Source organism: Nostoc cf. commune SO-36 (assembly GCF_023734775.1).
GTDB lineage: Bacteria > Cyanobacteriota > Cyanobacteriia > Cyanobacteriales > Nostocaceae > Nostoc > Nostoc commune_A.
Map to the genome: position 1 here is coordinate 234756 of NZ_AP025733.1, position 15392 is coordinate 250147.

The 15392-nt window shown below is 40.7% G+C and carries 26 protein-coding genes; 14 read left to right on the plus strand and 12 right to left on the minus strand.

Features of this window, described 5'->3' with window-relative positions; genetic code table 11:
• Nucleotides 1-6 precede the first annotated feature (6 nt).
• Nucleotides 7-138: a hypothetical protein gene (locus tag ANSO36C_RS34055; protein WP_267145378.1), complete on the plus strand. Its 132-nt coding sequence runs from the start codon at nucleotides 7-9 to the stop codon at nucleotides 136-138.
• Between the two features lie 171 nt (nucleotides 139-309).
• Here the strand turns inward: ANSO36C_RS34055 and ANSO36C_RS31885 are convergent, their stop codons facing one another.
• Together ANSO36C_RS31885 and ANSO36C_RS31890 are read right to left on the minus strand one after the other, a co-directional pair.
• Nucleotides 310-471, minus strand: a complete 162-nt coding sequence (locus ANSO36C_RS31885) for a hypothetical protein (RefSeq protein ID WP_251960597.1) — start codon at nucleotides 469-471, stop codon at nucleotides 310-312.
• Between the two features lie 92 nt (nucleotides 472-563).
• A complete protein-coding gene (locus ANSO36C_RS31890) occupies nucleotides 564-896 on the minus strand; it encodes a helix-turn-helix domain-containing protein (protein ID WP_163937968.1) in 333 nt (110 codons plus the stop codon).
• A 21-nt stretch (nucleotides 897-917) separates the two neighbouring features.
• Between ANSO36C_RS31890 and ANSO36C_RS34060 the strand changes: the two genes are divergently transcribed.
• Nucleotides 918-1040, plus strand: coding sequence for a hypothetical protein (locus ANSO36C_RS34060; RefSeq protein ID WP_258169775.1), 123 nt, complete (start codon nucleotides 918-920; stop codon nucleotides 1038-1040).
• Between the two features lie 498 nt (nucleotides 1041-1538).
• Here the strand turns inward: ANSO36C_RS34060 and ANSO36C_RS31895 are convergent, their stop codons facing one another.
• From ANSO36C_RS31895 to ANSO36C_RS31905, 3 genes are all read right to left on the minus strand, one after another.
• Entirely contained in the window at nucleotides 1539-1880 is a 342-nt protein-coding gene (locus ANSO36C_RS31895; RefSeq protein ID WP_251960598.1) for a Ycf66 family protein, read from the minus strand.
• A 55-nt stretch (nucleotides 1881-1935) separates the two neighbouring features.
• The gene (locus ANSO36C_RS31900) at nucleotides 1936-2625 is read right to left on the minus strand and encodes a thermonuclease family protein (protein ID WP_251960599.1); all 690 of its coding nucleotides are present in this window, start codon (nucleotides 2623-2625) and stop codon (nucleotides 1936-1938) included.
• 138 nt (nucleotides 2626-2763) lie between these two features.
• On the minus strand, nucleotides 2764-2916 hold the full coding sequence (locus ANSO36C_RS31905; RefSeq protein WP_251960600.1) for a ribbon-helix-helix domain-containing protein: 153 nt from the start codon (nucleotides 2914-2916) through the stop codon (nucleotides 2764-2766).
• A gap of 483 nt (nucleotides 2917-3399) precedes the next feature.
• Here ANSO36C_RS31905 and ANSO36C_RS31910 point away from each other — a divergent pair, with 483 nt between their 5' ends.
• Both ANSO36C_RS31910 and ANSO36C_RS31915 read left to right on the plus strand, forming a co-directional pair.
• Entirely contained in the window at nucleotides 3400-4056 is a 657-nt protein-coding gene (locus ANSO36C_RS31910) for a gamma-glutamylcyclotransferase (protein ID WP_251960601.1), read from the plus strand.
• Between the two features lie 538 nt (nucleotides 4057-4594).
• Nucleotides 4595-5047 carry an Hsp20/alpha crystallin family protein gene (locus ANSO36C_RS31915; protein ID WP_251960602.1) on the plus strand — a complete coding sequence of 151 codons (453 nt, stop codon included), beginning with the start codon at nucleotides 4595-4597 and terminating at the stop codon, nucleotides 5045-5047.
• A gap of 355 nt (nucleotides 5048-5402) precedes the next feature.
• Here ANSO36C_RS31915 and ANSO36C_RS31920 read toward each other — a convergent pair whose 3' ends face one another.
• The 4 genes from ANSO36C_RS31920 to ANSO36C_RS31935 all read right to left on the minus strand — a co-directional run bounded on the left by ANSO36C_RS31920 (nucleotide 5403) and on the right by ANSO36C_RS31935 (nucleotide 7124).
• Nucleotides 5403-5735 carry a hypothetical protein gene (locus tag ANSO36C_RS31920; protein ID WP_251960603.1) on the minus strand — a complete coding sequence of 111 codons (333 nt, stop codon included), beginning with the start codon at nucleotides 5733-5735 and terminating at the stop codon, nucleotides 5403-5405.
• Nucleotides 5736-5912: 177 nt separating this feature from the next.
• The gene (locus ANSO36C_RS31925) at nucleotides 5913-6206 is read right to left on the minus strand and encodes an HU family DNA-binding protein (protein WP_251960604.1); all 294 of its coding nucleotides are present in this window, start codon (nucleotides 6204-6206) and stop codon (nucleotides 5913-5915) included.
• Between the two features lie 187 nt (nucleotides 6207-6393).
• Complete coding sequence (locus tag ANSO36C_RS31930) at nucleotides 6394-6735, minus strand: hypothetical protein (RefSeq protein ID WP_251960605.1); 342 nt, start codon at nucleotides 6733-6735, stop codon at nucleotides 6394-6396.
• Nucleotides 6736-6953: 218 nt separating this feature from the next.
• On the minus strand, nucleotides 6954-7124 hold the full coding sequence (locus tag ANSO36C_RS31935) for a ribbon-helix-helix domain-containing protein (RefSeq protein ID WP_251960758.1): 171 nt from the start codon (nucleotides 7122-7124) through the stop codon (nucleotides 6954-6956).
• 425 nt (nucleotides 7125-7549) lie between these two features.
• On the opposite strand from ANSO36C_RS31935, the gene ANSO36C_RS31940 reads away from it, so the two are divergent.
• The 3 genes from ANSO36C_RS31940 to ANSO36C_RS31950 all read left to right on the plus strand — a co-directional run bounded on the left by ANSO36C_RS31940 (nucleotide 7550) and on the right by ANSO36C_RS31950 (nucleotide 8934).
• Nucleotides 7550-7708 carry a hypothetical protein gene (locus ANSO36C_RS31940; protein WP_251960606.1) on the plus strand — a complete coding sequence of 53 codons (159 nt, stop codon included), beginning with the start codon at nucleotides 7550-7552 and terminating at the stop codon, nucleotides 7706-7708.
• 63 nt (nucleotides 7709-7771) lie between these two features.
• Nucleotides 7772-8710 (plus strand): pentapeptide repeat-containing protein, encoded by a 939-nt coding sequence (locus tag ANSO36C_RS31945; protein WP_251960607.1) that lies wholly within the window; start codon nucleotides 7772-7774, stop codon nucleotides 8708-8710.
• A 32-nt stretch (nucleotides 8711-8742) separates the two neighbouring features.
• Nucleotides 8743-8934, plus strand: coding sequence for a hypothetical protein (locus ANSO36C_RS31950; RefSeq protein WP_251960608.1), 192 nt, complete (start codon nucleotides 8743-8745; stop codon nucleotides 8932-8934).
• A gap of 204 nt (nucleotides 8935-9138) precedes the next feature.
• Here ANSO36C_RS31950 and ANSO36C_RS31955 read toward each other — a convergent pair whose 3' ends face one another.
• Nucleotides 9139-9732 carry a thiamine phosphate synthase gene (locus tag ANSO36C_RS31955; RefSeq protein WP_251960609.1) on the minus strand — a complete coding sequence of 198 codons (594 nt, stop codon included), beginning with the start codon at nucleotides 9730-9732 and terminating at the stop codon, nucleotides 9139-9141.
• Nucleotides 9733-10038: 306 nt separating this feature from the next.
• Nucleotides 10039-10239, minus strand: a complete 201-nt coding sequence (locus ANSO36C_RS31960) for a hypothetical protein (RefSeq protein ID WP_094345289.1) — start codon at nucleotides 10237-10239, stop codon at nucleotides 10039-10041.
• A gap of 85 nt (nucleotides 10240-10324) precedes the next feature.
• Between ANSO36C_RS31960 and ANSO36C_RS34615 the strand changes: the two genes are divergently transcribed.
• From ANSO36C_RS34615 to ANSO36C_RS31970, 3 genes are all read left to right on the plus strand, one after another.
• The gene (locus tag ANSO36C_RS34615; RefSeq protein WP_323374628.1) at nucleotides 10325-10621 is read left to right on the plus strand and encodes a hypothetical protein; all 297 of its coding nucleotides are present in this window, start codon (nucleotides 10325-10327) and stop codon (nucleotides 10619-10621) included.
• A 21-nt stretch (nucleotides 10622-10642) separates the two neighbouring features.
• On the plus strand, nucleotides 10643-10957 hold the full coding sequence (locus tag ANSO36C_RS34620; protein WP_323374629.1) for a hypothetical protein: 315 nt from the start codon (nucleotides 10643-10645) through the stop codon (nucleotides 10955-10957).
• 795 nt (nucleotides 10958-11752) lie between these two features.
• Nucleotides 11753-12541, plus strand: coding sequence for a phytanoyl-CoA dioxygenase family protein (locus tag ANSO36C_RS31970; RefSeq protein ID WP_251960759.1), 789 nt, complete (start codon nucleotides 11753-11755; stop codon nucleotides 12539-12541).
• A 246-nt stretch (nucleotides 12542-12787) separates the two neighbouring features.
• Here the strand turns inward: ANSO36C_RS31970 and ANSO36C_RS31975 are convergent, their stop codons facing one another.
• The gene (locus ANSO36C_RS31975) at nucleotides 12788-14035 is read right to left on the minus strand and encodes an alpha-L-fucosidase (RefSeq protein ID WP_251960610.1); all 1248 of its coding nucleotides are present in this window, start codon (nucleotides 14033-14035) and stop codon (nucleotides 12788-12790) included.
• A gap of 222 nt (nucleotides 14036-14257) precedes the next feature.
• Between ANSO36C_RS31975 and ANSO36C_RS34625 the strand changes: the two genes are divergently transcribed.
• From ANSO36C_RS34625 to ANSO36C_RS31985, 4 genes are all read left to right on the plus strand, one after another.
• Complete coding sequence (locus ANSO36C_RS34625; protein ID WP_410174743.1) at nucleotides 14258-14458, plus strand: DUF6671 family protein; 201 nt, start codon at nucleotides 14258-14260, stop codon at nucleotides 14456-14458.
• A gap of 8 nt (nucleotides 14459-14466) precedes the next feature.
• Complete coding sequence (locus ANSO36C_RS34630) at nucleotides 14467-14643, plus strand: cysteine hydrolase family protein (RefSeq protein ID WP_323374630.1); 177 nt, start codon at nucleotides 14467-14469, stop codon at nucleotides 14641-14643.
• Nucleotides 14644-14649: 6 nt separating this feature from the next.
• Nucleotides 14650-14991, plus strand: a complete 342-nt coding sequence (locus tag ANSO36C_RS31980; protein ID WP_323374631.1) for an isochorismatase family protein — start codon at nucleotides 14650-14652, stop codon at nucleotides 14989-14991.
• A 144-nt stretch (nucleotides 14992-15135) separates the two neighbouring features.
• Entirely contained in the window at nucleotides 15136-15273 is a 138-nt protein-coding gene (locus ANSO36C_RS31985; protein ID WP_251960611.1) for a hypothetical protein, read from the plus strand.
• Nucleotides 15274-15392 lie beyond the last annotated feature (119 nt).

The window sequence follows — 15392 nt, forward strand, 5'->3', positions numbered from 1 at the left end:
CTCTAAATGGGTAAAAGGGCGATCGCAGACTTTCCAGGGACGGCGATCGTCCTATTTTTATTACTCAGTTTGTTGTGCCTTCAGCACAACACTCTCACTTTAGAATTGGCGAAGCCTCATAAAAGTGTTCAAGGGTAAAGCGTATTAACTGATGGTCAAAACACCAGACAGTAGAAAGCTGTAGAGAAGATATCGGATTTATCGTGCCCTCTGTACAGCCACAGCCATGTTGAAACAATTGAAAAGGCGATTAACTGAGGAGTAATAATCGCCTTAATTCTGAAAAGATTGAAGTTTTTTAACCAGTTTTCAGACTTGGTAGGTCATCGGACTCATCTCCGGCGGCTTGACCATTACAAGTTTTAGGGTTCCGGCTGCTTGTCCCGGCGGCTGGTTATTATGGTTTCGTATCGTTAACTCGATTTGTAAGGGTTGAATTTTGAGCGCTTCTTTGTTTTTCAAAAGAGGCATCGCGCTCGTCTCCTCTCTTATGATTACTATATTACTACGCTCACCAGTGATTGTCAAGCGGTTTTCACTGGTGGGCGTAGTAGCTAATTTTCTTAGCTGTTGTAATCTATGTTCCAAATAAGTGAAGTGATATCCCCATCTAAAGCAGCACAAAGTTTCTCTAGAATTTCTGTACTAACAGTCATCTGAGTTGGTTTTTTTGGTTTGTTAATAAAGACGTGAGGAGTCTCTAGCTGCTGAATATAAGCCACAGAAACTCCCACAGCATCAGATAGCTTTTGTCTACTATATCCAGCTTTGTCTCTTAGCTCCCTGAGTTTTTGGGCATTTTCTTCATTCCACCTAAACGCAGCGATGGGTGTTACATCTACTGTGATATTCATTTTTACTTTAATTTTATTTTCACTGCGCTCGCCAGTTGACATGATAATACTATTAATATACTGGTGTCAACCATAAGGCTACACCAAGCAAAGGTGAAAGCGATCGCTTGCCCATTAGCAATGCGATTATTTCAGCCTGCGTCAACTGGAGAAACACAACACCTGTTCAAAGACTCTTACGGTTAATTTTCTCAAGACCAAGTGAAACTCACAAAGAATTCATTGCCGTAGAAATAAGAAACCGAAATCTGAAACTACTTAACTAGCTTTGAAAATCTAGGCAAGGTTTAAGAATGGCTCTCACCAGCAGTAATCTATTGTCTGCACAACGTTCACTCTCCATACGTGGTAAATTTAGCACTACGTAGTAGAGGAATATTGTCATTAATTCTTGCTTATTACGAAAATTTTAGGCGTTGGCTAGCAAGAACCGCAGGCATCGCTTTGGGGCTTAAAAAATAATCAAGCGTGAAAGGAAAGATTTTTTCGTTGGTTTTTAACCTTCGTTGTGATCAAGAGTAATTTAGATGCGTTTGCCCTGGTTGTACCCCCATTTAAACTTCTGGCTCTTGAATTTTTTTCTCCATCTGCTGCACTTGCAGTTTTATACCTCAAAAGGTATAGGCTAAAAGTAATAAGGGTTAATTATAATTCACTAGGCACAAGTGCAGTTGGACTCTTACTTTACCAATTTCGCCCAATCAAATTAACGACCGTATCTTTAAAGCTTAAATAAATAATCAATACTAACAAGAGGAATTGCTCAAATTGAATAAGCGGATCTAAACGCCAACCTTGTGTAATTAATACTATTCCACAGAAAAACATACAAATTGGTGCTAAGACCCCTTGAATAATGTATATTGTTAAAATAGGAATTGTTAATGCATTTTTTCTTTGATTTAGCCACCCCAACATTAAAGTTATGTAAATAACGGCTAAAACTAGATAAAGAGTTCCGATTAATTTAATTTCAATTAATCCAGTTGGTCTAACCCCAAAATTAACTTGAGCTAAAGCGGACATTTATACAGAATCCTAATTAGTTATCAATTTTTGTACTTACACTAGCCAAAACTTTTTACCGTTCACACCCGATACCATCCCCATCTCTATCAAAACCGTGAGGGTCAGGTGGCAGCACTCTAAACCTTCTTTGGGTTACATCTCGGCAATTCAAATCTGGTGAATTCTTTGGAATGCAAAAATCTGGGTAAGCAGGATCACAGTTATTCTGTTGCTGCGGTTGAATCGCCTGTGAAGTTGCCCGTTGAGCAGTTCTGTGGCGGAAGTCCCAAGGCATCACAGGATTAGCCTGACTCCAAAAAGCTAGACGCTGTTGTTTAGCGTAGTTTTCGGCTTGCAAGAGGCTATCTTTAGACTGGGGACAGCCTTTGAGATACTGGCGATATACTACAGCTTGCCCCTCTTGCACCATATTCACATTGATGCTGCGATTTCCGACATAAATCTCTGCAACTAAACGCTTGTATTTATCAGTTTCAACAGGACGCAGAGTGATGGCTTGTCCTACAGGCAGTAGCTGTTTGAGTCTTGCCGATGATTGCTGTCCCCAAGGGTTTTGTTTCATCTCCGGTGCATCAATGCAGACGAGGCGGACAGTCACAGTTTTGTTACCAGTTCTCACCCTTATGGTGTCACCGTCACCCACGCTTACAACCGTGGCAGTAAGATTATTAGCAAATACGGGTAACGACATTTGAGCTAGAAGCAAAGCCGCAACACCAATCAAGCGAAATTTAAAAATCATTTGTACTAAAAATCAATCAAAACTTCTTCTTTTAGGATTCCCAATTTCAGCCAAGCGATCGCTAGTTAACTCACAAATTAGTTTTATGTTTTAAAGTAGGAAATATTATCCAGTCTACTTTTCTTTGATTTTAGTTTTTTATTCTTCATCTTTAGTGGTCAGAGAGCGAATTAATTCCCGGATCACATCAGTTGCTGGTCTACTAGTCTTTGAACAGTATTTTTCCAGCTTCTCTGCTTCACTGGAGGTAAGATTGATTGTAAGCCGTTTAGCAGCCCATTTTTTATTCATAATATTAGACAAGTTAGATTTCGCAATTACTTCTCTAATATCAATCACTTAATCTGTTACTACATGGGTATCAATAATGATTTTTAATTTAAGAGATGATGAAGCAAAGTAACATGTTTCTCTAAATAGTAGTGAAAACGTAAAGTCTATTTTAGGGTATGAAGTTCCAGCCCATTAAGAACAATAATTATTAAGACACTATCAAGAAAGTATAAAATACTTTCAGACAAAATAGGTATTCTGGTCAAGTAAGTTTTTATCGTGGAAAGAGGAAACCCAAAGAGTGATCTTTGGAATCCCCGACCGTTTACGGCGGGGTGGATGTCAATACAATGGCGAATTAATACTGCAACCCCAGTAACGCTGGACACACGAACAGCAGATGGAACTGATTGATTGGCATTTTATCTATAAGAAGCCAACTACAAGTCCAATTCCAGTATGATGATTGAGGTTTGAGTACGGTAAAGGGACTATATAATATTGTCACTAACACGTTCTGATCTCGAATCTAGACGTTTGCAGCAGGCTATCCTACAGTCTGGCACTGGTGTAATCTTAACTGAAGCTCAGTTAGAAGAATCGCTTAACCAAACACTTGGTCAACAAAAGCCAAATTCTGATGTTTGGTTGTTTGCGTATGGCTCACTCATTTGGAACCCGATCTTTAAATTTGCAGAACAACGTATTGGTAAAATTTACGGCTGGCATCGTAGTTTTTGCCTGTGGGTTCCTCAAGGTCGTGGAACACCATCCAATCGAGGATTAGTATTAGGCTTAGATAATGGTGGTAGCTGTCGAGGTATTGCCTACCGAATAGCTGCTGCGGATGTATCATCAGAACTACCACTGCTTTGGCGACGAGAAATGGTAGTCGGTTGTTATATCCCTCATTGGGTGAAAGTTTTTGATGGTGTTCAACAATTACCAGCGATTACCTTTGTCATCAACCGCCAGCATCGTGCTTATACTGGCAAGATTTCAAAAGAAACAATAATTAACAGTATTGCCACAGCATCTGGTGAGCTTGGTTCTTGCGCTGATTACCTGATGCAAACTGTTAACGGATTAATGAAAGTTGGAATTAAAGATCAGCAACTGCTTTGGCTTTCCAAGCAGGTGTCGGCCCGGCTGGATTAGTTTCTTACAGCGATCGCTCTAGTAAGCTGCTAACAGGTTTGACAGCCGATGTTCAATTTAGTAAGAGGTAAAGACGCTGTTGTATTGCAATCTGTCTCGTCAACTAACAACAACACCCAACTCGAACGCTGATATTTCCTCCTAGTGGTAAACAGAGGGCGCTGTAACTGATTGCTCAGTGAATTTTAATCAGTACACCCCTGAACGAATGATGGATGTGGGGAAATAATTAAGTGACTAGAGCTTGGGTGTTGTTGTTTTGGGAATATAAGCAAGACCTGACTGCACTATCCCCTTCAACAGCAGAATAATTAGTTGATTCTTATCGGTATTAATAGTTTTTATTCTGGTTTACCGAACTGAGCAATTAGAGTAAACCGTAATCTTTTTTACTGCTTAATTTTGTGCGGTAATCATCAATTATTTGGTGATAAAAACCGAATTTACAGGAGTTTTAAGCATACTTATTATGAATACATAAGCACAAACCCAAGTGCAAAAACGATTAAACAGAAGCTAATTAAGGCGAGAAAGAGTTATGGTACTAGTTCGTTACAACCCCTGGCAAGAATTGAACGCTTTAGAACGTCACATCAACGGCTTATTTGGAGATACCAGAGTACCATCTGGACGGCTTGAAAAAGGCTTTGTCAGAGTTCCGGCTGCTGAGTTGCAAGAAACTGATGATGCTATTCATCTCAAACTAGAACTACCAGGACTGGAAGCTAAAGACCTAGATATTCAAGTTACCCAAGATGCTGTCCACATTAGTGGTGAGCGCAAGTCCCAAAGTAAAGCCGAAAACAATGGTACTACAAGAAGTGAATTCTACTACGGCAAGTTCCAACGTGTAATTCCTCTATCTGTTCGGATTCAAAATACTAATGTCACCGCAGATTATAAAGATGGCATTTTGAATTTGACACTGCCCAAGTTTGAGCAAGAAAAGAACAAAGTTGTCAAGGTGAATCTTGAACTTCCTGCTGTATAGTCTAAAACTTCTCTACCTCCAATGATTGATTGAGATAGCTAAAAGCCCAGTTATGAGATGACTGGGCTTTTTTGTATGCGATGTGTACTTTTTGGGGCTGCGCCTACGCTCTTTGAGCTTTCCTCTAAGAAAAAGTTGAAGTTACGGTGCCATGTTCCAAGGTTCTGGCAATTTGGCATAACAACTCTCTGAATTGCCGTTTAAATGATATCAACAGAACAGTCACAAATCGCCAGTTGTTGACCCAACGCTGTAGAATAACTCAGCAGCCAACCCACAGCGCTCGGTCATCGCTTCACCACAACTGGCTAGAAATCCACTAGAAAATAAATAGTATTAGAGTAATCGCTCTTTCTTACTTTTTTGCGCCTAATGCCTGCTGACTTAATTGCATCACAATATTTTGGGGTAATGGGTCTATGACTGCATCAGTAGGCAGTGATTGGATAAAAGCTGTTACCTCTTCCGGGGTTTTGTATTTCCCCTCACTCCAAGCATCAGCAATCTGTTTCGCTACCTGATCAGCATCATCTCGCTGATTATGGGCAGTAATGCACGCAATATCGTGGCCAGTAAATGATATCCAAGTCTGCCAGCGTTTCGTAACCGGATGCTGCACAATACCTGTAGTCAGTTCATTCTCTTCAAGCACTGATTTTTTCTTTGGGCCACCAAATCCTTTAAACATGACTTTCTTCAGTAAACGCTATCTTTTCAGAATGCCCAAAATAAATGCAGCAATCGCGCTTTTTTTACATCTGCAATTCAACACTCACATTCCCTCTAACATTGCCCCACGCTGCCTTGAGAACAGCGAACGCTACAGCTTTGCAGTAATTGGATTGCTAATGGTCAAGCAATTGATCTATGGCGCTACTTTTTCTTTAAACAGCTTACCAGCAGAAAACGCAGGTACTTTGGTCGCTGGAATTGTCATTGGCTCATTGGTTTTCGGATTACGCCCTTCACGCTCTGAGCGATGCCTACGGCGGCAAGCTACGCGTCGCTCGAATGACCCAAAACCAATGAGCGTTACCTTATCCCCACTCGCTACAGCCTCAGTAACAACTGACAAAAAAGCACTAATGACTTCATCAGCTTGCTTTTTTGTGACGTTGGTCTTTGCTGCTACAGCATCCACTAATTCGCCTTTATTCATAAATAAATCGCCCTGAAACATCGCAAGTACAGGAAATGTAGCATTACTTACTCTTGTCAGGGAAGAGGGAAAAGCGGGAAAAATCAAGCAAGACACGAAAATTAACAATGCACGTACTACTACGCCCTTGCTTTATCCCCCAGGCTTCCTTTCATTAGCATCCCGTCACCAGGAATCATGGTTAAGTCTAAATATTCAAGCGGCCTGTAGTAAACAACTGATATCCCCCGACAAAACAAGCCATTGAAAGGCAAAACTGCCATAAACTTGTGGGGTTGAGAACAGCACGACTACTAAAAAAGATGAGAACTATTCCTATACCCAGGGCTACCCAACCTAACCCCTTCTCTTGACGAGGCAGGACAAATAACATCAAAATCCCAGAAGTTAGAAATAATATAGAACCATCAGCAGCTATACCACGCCACCAATAGGGATATACATTGGTGGTGAAGTAGATATTTTGACCAAGAAAGTAAACTCCGGCTAGCAGTAATGTTAAACCGAGTAACTTGAAGAAAAATCTCATTTTTTATTTAGATAGAAAGAATGTTCTAAACCTGTATTGCCCAAATCGAAGTACAATACTCACTTTAAATTAAACTATGGAGTTAGTTTAGCTGCTTTATTAACTGTTTTGATAAAATTTTTATTAATACAGCAATCAGCATTATATGAGCCAGTTTTTAGCTTTGGTATTCTGTGCTTAAATTGAACAAAGAAAGGGAGTGTTACTCATCAAGCAGTTCAATTTGCATTTGGTGTTTCTTCGGCTGGCAAAGAGCGAATCAACTCTCGAATAACATCGGTTGCGGGTCTACCAGTCATTGAACAGTATTTTTCTAATCTTTCTGCTTCCCCTGATGCCAGATTAATTGTAAGTCGTTTAGTCGCCCATTTCTTATTCACTGATTTAATCAACTCAAATTAAAACTACTTCTCTAATATCAATCATTCAAACTGTTATCACAATGATAAAAGTAATGATATTAGCCTCAAGAAGCTGTAAAGTAAACACTAATAAGTGTAAAGCCGTAGTGAAGAATTTAAATTCAGTTTAAGTTATGAAGCTTAAGTAATTTCAAGGCAACAATTGTGAATAGAACATAAGCTAAAAGTTTTTCTGTAATTAAGCATTCAGTGGAAATACATGGTAAATAGCAGCTTACCCACTGCATTGCTAGTAGAGGCAATTTTGAACCAACCTGAGTTAAGTTCGGGAGAATAATACTTTGGTTAAGCCAAGCGCCATCACTTAACTGCCTGCTGTAGGCACTCGCCATCCTTTTAACTCATTGGCACAAGGTTTTACACCAACGCGACTGGTATTAATCTAATAGCCAATGTCAGGTGGACTAGCGATAATCTTGGGTGCTTCGATAATCTCTGCGATCGCCGATTCACAACTGCACCCAATGGTGAATCATATAACAGTAGCTGGCAGCAATCGAAATTCTGGTACAGCCCATTATTTAATCGCTTCTGGAGAAATATTGCCCTAAATCCCGGAACAGCGCATATCCTAAATGTATTTTGTATAAATCCTTACTTTTAGCAGCCCAGCCATGCCCCAAGACTTTTCCGGTCAAAATCTTAGAGGTCGTTCTTTTAAAGGTCAAAACTTAGTTGGGGCAAACTTTAGTGGTGCGGATATTCGAGGAGCAGATTTTACGGGTGCTATTCTAAGAGGGACTAACTTTAGCAATGCAAAAGCTGGACTGCAAAAGAGTTGGGCTAGTTTTCTAATTTGTGTTTCGTGGTTGCTCTCTGGAATTTCAGGATTTTTCTTAGCCATTACTGGAGGCTTGATAGTTTCTGTATTTAATAGCTCAACTTTAGAAACTAATGTTTCAGGCTGGACTGCCTTAGTCGTTGCCCTCATCGGAGCCGTCGCCCTTGCCTTAGCTTTCGCTTTCACCGTCGCCCTCGTTGTTGCCTTTGCCTCAGCCTTGGATTTAGCCGGGGCCTTTTCCTTCGGTGTCTCCGTCGCCTTAGCCGTTATCTTAGTGGTTGCCGTCGCTCTCGCCATCGCCTTAGTTTTTGCCTTTTCCTTCGCCCTCGCCTTGCCCTTTGCCATTACCGTTGCTGTTGGACTCGTTGTTACTGTCGCATTAGGATTGGACTTAGCTGAAGCCTTAATCTTCGCCATTGCCTTGGTCTTCGCCGTCGCTGGAGCCGTCGCTGGAGCCTTAGTTTTCGCCATTGCGTTGGTTTTCATCTTAGTCAGAAGTGGAGCCGCATCCATCGTCTTCCTCGGAGCCGGAGGTTTGTCCTTCGCCGTCACCTTCGTCATCGCTTTTACCGTAGTTATATTTAGTACTTACATTGCTAAGAGTGCAATGAAAGGAGATGAAAAATACGCCATTATTCGCAACATTACTCTTGCTTTTGCAACCTTTAGTGGTACAAGTTTTCGCAACGCTGATTTAACTGATGCTAATTTTACGGGAGTTATACTTAAAAGTACGGATTTTAGAAAAGCTATTCTGACTCGTACTTTTTGAGCGAAATATAATGAGATGCCCTTGTTTTTGCAATGAACCGATTACAGATCCAATCACTTTCTGCAATTAACGGCTACATTCTGTTGGTGTTTTATACCAGTGGTAAATGCTGGCAGTTTCGCTTGATTAATTTTGATGGTTCTGTGTATGGCTCCCAGCAGATTTTTTATAGTCCTGAACCTGCTAGAGTTGCAGGTATCAGTTGGGTTAATAATGATAAATAGCGGGTGGGTGCGATCGCCTGTAAATGAAGGGCGATGCCAACGTATATAAACTACGCAATTAAGTTTTATTTAAGTTTCATCATCTAACTCAGCTAAAATATTGTCGAGTCTGTCGTTAGTGTCCTTGGCAAGCTGAACACAACAGATTTATTACCAAAATATCAGCAATTAGGATGTTTAATAAAATTTAGATGGGAAAATATTTTATTTTTTAAACATACTAATTGCTGCAATACCAGACGCACCAGCATCAAGACATTTTTGATAATTGTTTTCGTTAATTCCCCCAAGAGCAAAGACTTTCATTTGTGTTGATTTGCAAGCTTGAGTGAGCATATCTAGACCAATACCTTTCGCTTCTGGATGAGTTGGGGTTGCAAAAATCGGCGAAAAAAATACATAGTCTAATCCCTCATACTCTGCCTCTTTTATAGATTTTAATGAATGACATGATTTTCCAAACAGTATATTATTGCTTTTTGCCTCTGGCATTTTAATTTGGTCTTTTTCTCTAAAATGAAAAGCACTAACTAAAGAAGATTTATAATTTAGAGAAAATGGTAAAATAATTTGCAATTTCTTGTAGGATAGATTCTCAATAATTATATCTATATTTTCTCTATTTGCCTCATATAATCTGATATAACACGAATCTGCACTGTTGCTGATAGCTCTGTTTACCCACTTATTAACTTGAGCAGCAATTTTTGATTTATCAGAACCAATTTTTTCGGAATTCTCTCTTGAGAAAATATCAAATATGGCGATTTTTTTAAAAGGTTTTATTGTTTCTTTCATAGAACCCTTCTTTCATTTTACAGTAATGGCTCTAGCAGCATTTATCTTATTAGAGAACTTTCTCAAAATAATTTCTATTGGGGCAGTTAGTACAATAATTTAAGCCGGAACTGTTTCAGTTTATCAGAAAACTAATCAACGCAAACTACAAACATTACTTAACTTTAAAGTGCGCCTTCTGACGATCGCGTTGCGATCGTAATGGTGGACTGAATAATAAGGTATTAAGGTATTCAATCCACCATTGTTGAGTTGAGTTACTAATCAGAGATGATCCAGTTAAACCTTGACTCGTCGGAGTCAGCTTTACTCCTGATCCTGATCAATTTTTTCGATATCATCAGGTGTACCGGTGGCAGAAATTTTTGATGTACCAGATTTACCTGCACCTGAATTGCCGCCAGAAGCGCCAGCACCGCCTGAGTGTTTAGAATCAGTGTTGCCTTGTTCATCTTGAAGCTGTTCAAGGCGGTTTTTTTCTTGAGCTTTATCTTTTTGGTCAGCCATATTTTAAAAACATTTTTAGCGTAGCGATTGCTATACACTCTACCACTTTCGTTATTCTGACAACACCAAAAGCAAATGCTCTTAATTGTCAGTTCTGGCGGATAATCAGCTAGTCGGTACGCTCCCCGCAATACCCTTGGAACCCAACCAGTTAAACCTATTTCCAGAAGTGAAACCCACGTCAGCACGTAGAGCAGAGACACTGGTAATGAGTGCTGATGCCCTGCTGAAGTGGAAAGCGCAAATTTTGGATTATCAGCAGAAGGTGAGAGAGAATAAACCACCTGAGCAGACTGCGTTATTTGACCTTGCACCAAAGCATTACGACCTAGACCGGATTGATCCGTTGCAGTTACAGGTGCGTAGGCGTAGCCCGCCGTAGGCATCGCTCTCTTTTTGGAGAATGCCAGCAGATAGCCCCGGCGATGCGTGTCTGTACTTCATCGTTGACTCTGCGGCTGACCTGATTTTATATGTGGGGGAAACTTGCAGAAGTAACAAGCGCTGGAAAGGGATTCACGCCTGCAAGGATTACATCGCCAGCTACCAGGATTTGCATTATCGCTATGGGTTGCAAACAGCAGTCAACATCGCTTTTTGGTGGGATGCACCCATAGACCGACGCGCACGGCAGGAGTTGGAGTTGAGTTTAATTTTGAAGTGGCGCAGTCCATTTAATAAGGAGAACTGGAAGCGCTGGGGGCAACCGTTTAGTTAGAAAAAGTAAAGTTTAGTATCAAAGTAAACCTGCTCTTTTAATAGAGTGATAACTTATTAATTGAAGCCCTATAGCTTCATAGGCAGATTTAACAGCCTGTTTGTTCAATTTAATAAGAGGTAAAAACGCTGTTGTATTGCAATCTGTCTCGTCAAGTAACAACAACACCCAACTCGAACGCTGATATTTCCTCCTAGTGGTAAACAGAGGGCGCTGTAACTGATTGCTCAGTGAATTTTAATCAGTACACCCCTGAACGAATGATGGATGTGGGGAAATAACTAAGTGACTAGAGCTTGGGTGTTGTTGTTTTGGGAATATAAGCAAGACCTGACTGCACTATCCCCTTTAACAGCAGAATAATTAGTTGATTCTTATCGGTATTAATAGTTTTTATTCGGGTTTCCCGAACCGGAATATTCGAGGAAACCGTAATTTTTTTTTAGTTTTCCTTAAGTGCGGTAATCATCATTTTATTAGGTGATAAGAACCGAATTTACATAAGTTTTAACCATAACCCTTTTATTTAGAAATTTATAGCCCAATTACGCGCCCTCTACCCCAAATTATTATTAGTTCTTGTGGCCATTGTGGCCGGGTAGCAGAACTATATGCCTATAATCCCGCCCACGATGACCCTGTTATAACCTTGTTTTAAAACGCTCTTAGAAGGAGATTAGGATGAATACAGCTGCACACGAAGTTACCCTTGACTACACGAACACCGTCCAAGCCGAGGAAACAGAAGACATCTCCCCAACCGCGCTCGATGAGCAGTACGATACTGCCACCATAATGGGCGGACTCTACGGCGATGGGATCATTGGATTAAAAGGCGCATTCGAGCCGACGTGGGCAGATCGCCTTGGTAAGGATATTGAGGCTCTTTTCTGTGAAGCGCTTGCGCGTCCGGGAGGAGCAGTGGGGCGCGGGCCCAACCGATACTACGTAGAGATTCACCCGGAGAGGATCGGGGGATTTCTCGATCTCGTTACACATCCTTGGGTAGTGGCAGTGTCAACCGGAGTGCTTGGAGAGGACTACAAAATCGTGGAGATTGGGTTCGACGTGCCTCTGACTGGCTCCATGAATCAGCCCTGGCACCGCGACTTTCCCGCGCCGGAAGCCACTCTGACAGGACGCAGGCTCAACTCGCTTGCCTTCAACTTGACCACGGTGGATGTCGAAGAGGACATGGGTCCGTTCGAGATAGCGCTCGGTACTCAGTGGGATCGGCCAATTGGCTTCAAACACGAAATGTTTCCGCCTAAATCTCTTTATAGCCGATACCAGGAGCGCACCGTGAGGAAGCTCCCAAAGCGTGGAGATATATCTGTCCGGTCAGCGCTGACCATTCATCGGGGTACAGCTAACCAATCCCAAAAATCGCGGCCAGCGCTAGTGCTTGGTGTGGATGCTCCAGATGCCCAAAACGCAGAGCGGCACGATCTCCAGTTTACTCAGTCTTACTACGAGACTATCCCTGTAGAACACCGAAAGCACTTCGCCTGCCGGATCGTTGACGCACTAGAACCTATCGTACAAGCGCATACGATCGAAGGACTCGTCATGGGGGAGGCTTAACATAACCTTAGTTCAGATTAAAACACATTATTAGCACATAAAGAGTACTGCCTTCTCCCTGCAAAAACAATGTGCTAATAAGATTTTTCACTGTATTAATGCATAAAAATTACTGTTAAATGCGGTATAAAAAACTTTACTGTCAAACCTAAAATCTATGTATAACAAAAGCTTAGGAATGATAAACAGCGCACTTATTGAATTAAATACACAATTTTATAGAGTTACTTAATTTACATTAAATACTCAAGAATCAATCTCAATACAAATTACTGTAACGTATAGATTAATTACTGATTCAGGTACATCAATTGTTAATTCTCCTAACGGATTAGGATTGAAGATAGAATCCATAATTGCACAGCGACTTATGTAGGTTAGTGCTGTACCATCAGCCAGAAGAAACACTGATTTTACTTGTTTTATTGGTATACCCCTAACTGATATTGTTTCGTAAGGTTTCATTAATAGGTGTAGATAAATGCGATTGCCCTTACGAGTTGAGGGGCCATAAAATTGCCAAGGTTCTAACCCTGGTGTTGTATCAAGTATACTTTCAGAGTGCTGAGACATCCAATCTGCTATATCTTGAAGCCGTTCTAACTGCTCAGGAGGGATTTGTCCATTACCCATTGGACTAACATTAAGCAAGAGGTTGCCTCCAATGCCTGCTACTTCGCACATTGTATGAATCAATTGACGAGACGATTTGAAGTTGCAATCATCTGAATTGTATCCCCAACTCTCGTTAATAGTCAGACAGGTTTCCCAAGGATGAGCAGGTGGGTGAGGAGGAATAAACTGCTCAGGAGTTTCAAAGTCTCCACAATTTGGCAGACGATCATTAATGAGAATATTAGGTTGTAAATCACGAATCATTTTTGCTAATTTTTGAGCCTGCCATTGCTCTGGAGTGCGTTCCCAACTTCCGTCAAACCAAATGATGTCAATTTGACCATAGTTGGTCAATAATTCTCGTATCTGATTGAACATAAATTGGATATACCGCTCCCACTGTTGCGCTGTAGGTTGAGGTAGCTGGTCAAAGCGATAAGGTTTATCTGCCTCTGTAAAAGCAGGATAGTCAGGATGATGCCAGTCACTAAGCGAAAAATAAAGACCAATACGCAATCCTACAGAGCGCATCGCTTCAGTAAATTCACGTACTATATCTTTTTTGTAAGGTGCAGATGCAATTGAAAAGTCTGATTCTTGGGTATGGAATAGGGCAAAACCATTATGATGCTTGGCTGTTAATATGGCATATTTCATTCCTAGACTTTTTGCTAAATATGCCCATTCTTGAGGATTGTATTCCTGTGGATTGAAAGTATTAGCTGTGGAGTGATATTTCTCAACTGGGATATCTTTGCAAAAAGGCAGGCTGAATACACCCCCAGCTAACGGCCAAGATAACTCACATCCTTGCTGAGAACTATGTCCCCAATGAATAAACATCCCTAATCGAGCTGTATTAAACCAATTATTTATCATAGTGAAAGTTGGCAATAATTCTGCTTAAGAAAGGAGAAATAGCTCTCTTAGCATCTTAGTACATATACAGATTTTGGTTATTATTTGTTGGCTAGGGTGAAAATGCGACACCGAGTAGCCCGCCGCAGGCATCGCCTATGCTGGGCAAAACGCCATCGCCCCCTTCAGTTTCAAGCGATCGCGAGTCGTGTATCGCACGCCTAGGAAACCCTTAACGTAATCATTGCGACGCCGAGTAGCCCGCCGCAGGCATCGCTCACTTTCCAAGAGAATCATCGCAACTGTGAATTTTGTCAGTTTCCAACCACCTTGCCACTAACCGCAATTTATCAATGTAAAAAATGTGGGTTTAATCAAGAAAAACTATTTCCTAATGGTATAGAATTTGCGAATCAAGCCCAATGTATGTACTGTAATCCGTAGGGTCACAAATGAGCGAAATCCTTCTTGTAGTAGATATGCAAAATGGTTTTATGCCTGAAAAATGCAGACATATTATTCCTACTGTCATTAATCTAATTGAGCGTTTTTTAGAGGCTGGTAAACTTGTTGGATTTACAAAATTTATCAATACTGCTGACAGTAATTATGTGAAGCTAATTCATTGATCAAGCTTGATACACGAACCAGAAACGAGTATTATTGGTGAACTTCAGCCATATATATATAACATTTTTGATAAACCTTATTACTCTGCATTTACGGAAAGTTTTTCGAGTTTTATTTTAATTAATCAAATCAGCAAAATATATCTTTGTGGAGTTGAAACTGATAGCTGTATTTTCAAGACAGCAATTGACTCTTTTGAGCGCGGTATTGAACCAGTAATTATCGAGGATGCTTGCTTTAGTGCTGGTGGTCAGCAAGCGCATGATGCAGGTATTTTCTTACTCAAACGTAATATCGGAAAAAACCAAATTCAGATGAGTAATCAGATTCTTGAGAAGATATCATAAGCTGTTCCACAGAAACTATCCATTGTGAGAAAATAAATGTTCACTTGACTTCAAATAGGCACGGCTTCAAGGAGTAACAGCGATAGAAACGCGATTTTTAGGAAAGTCCGGTCTATAGAACCGTTTACGCTGCATTTACAACCAATGGCTTTTTACCGGATGCCAGATGATTTTGGGCAAGCAGCTTTGTATTTTGTGATTGATTCTGCTGCTGAGTTGCTACTTTATGTTGGCGAAACCTGTCGTAGTAACAAACGCTCTCCGTGGGACTCATGGCCGTAAAGATTACATCAGCAGTTACCGAGACTTAATTAAAATGAATCATCCTGCATTTATGCAACGCCCGTAAAAGCGATCACAATCATCTCATCTGCGGTTAAACACAAATTAATTGCGATCGC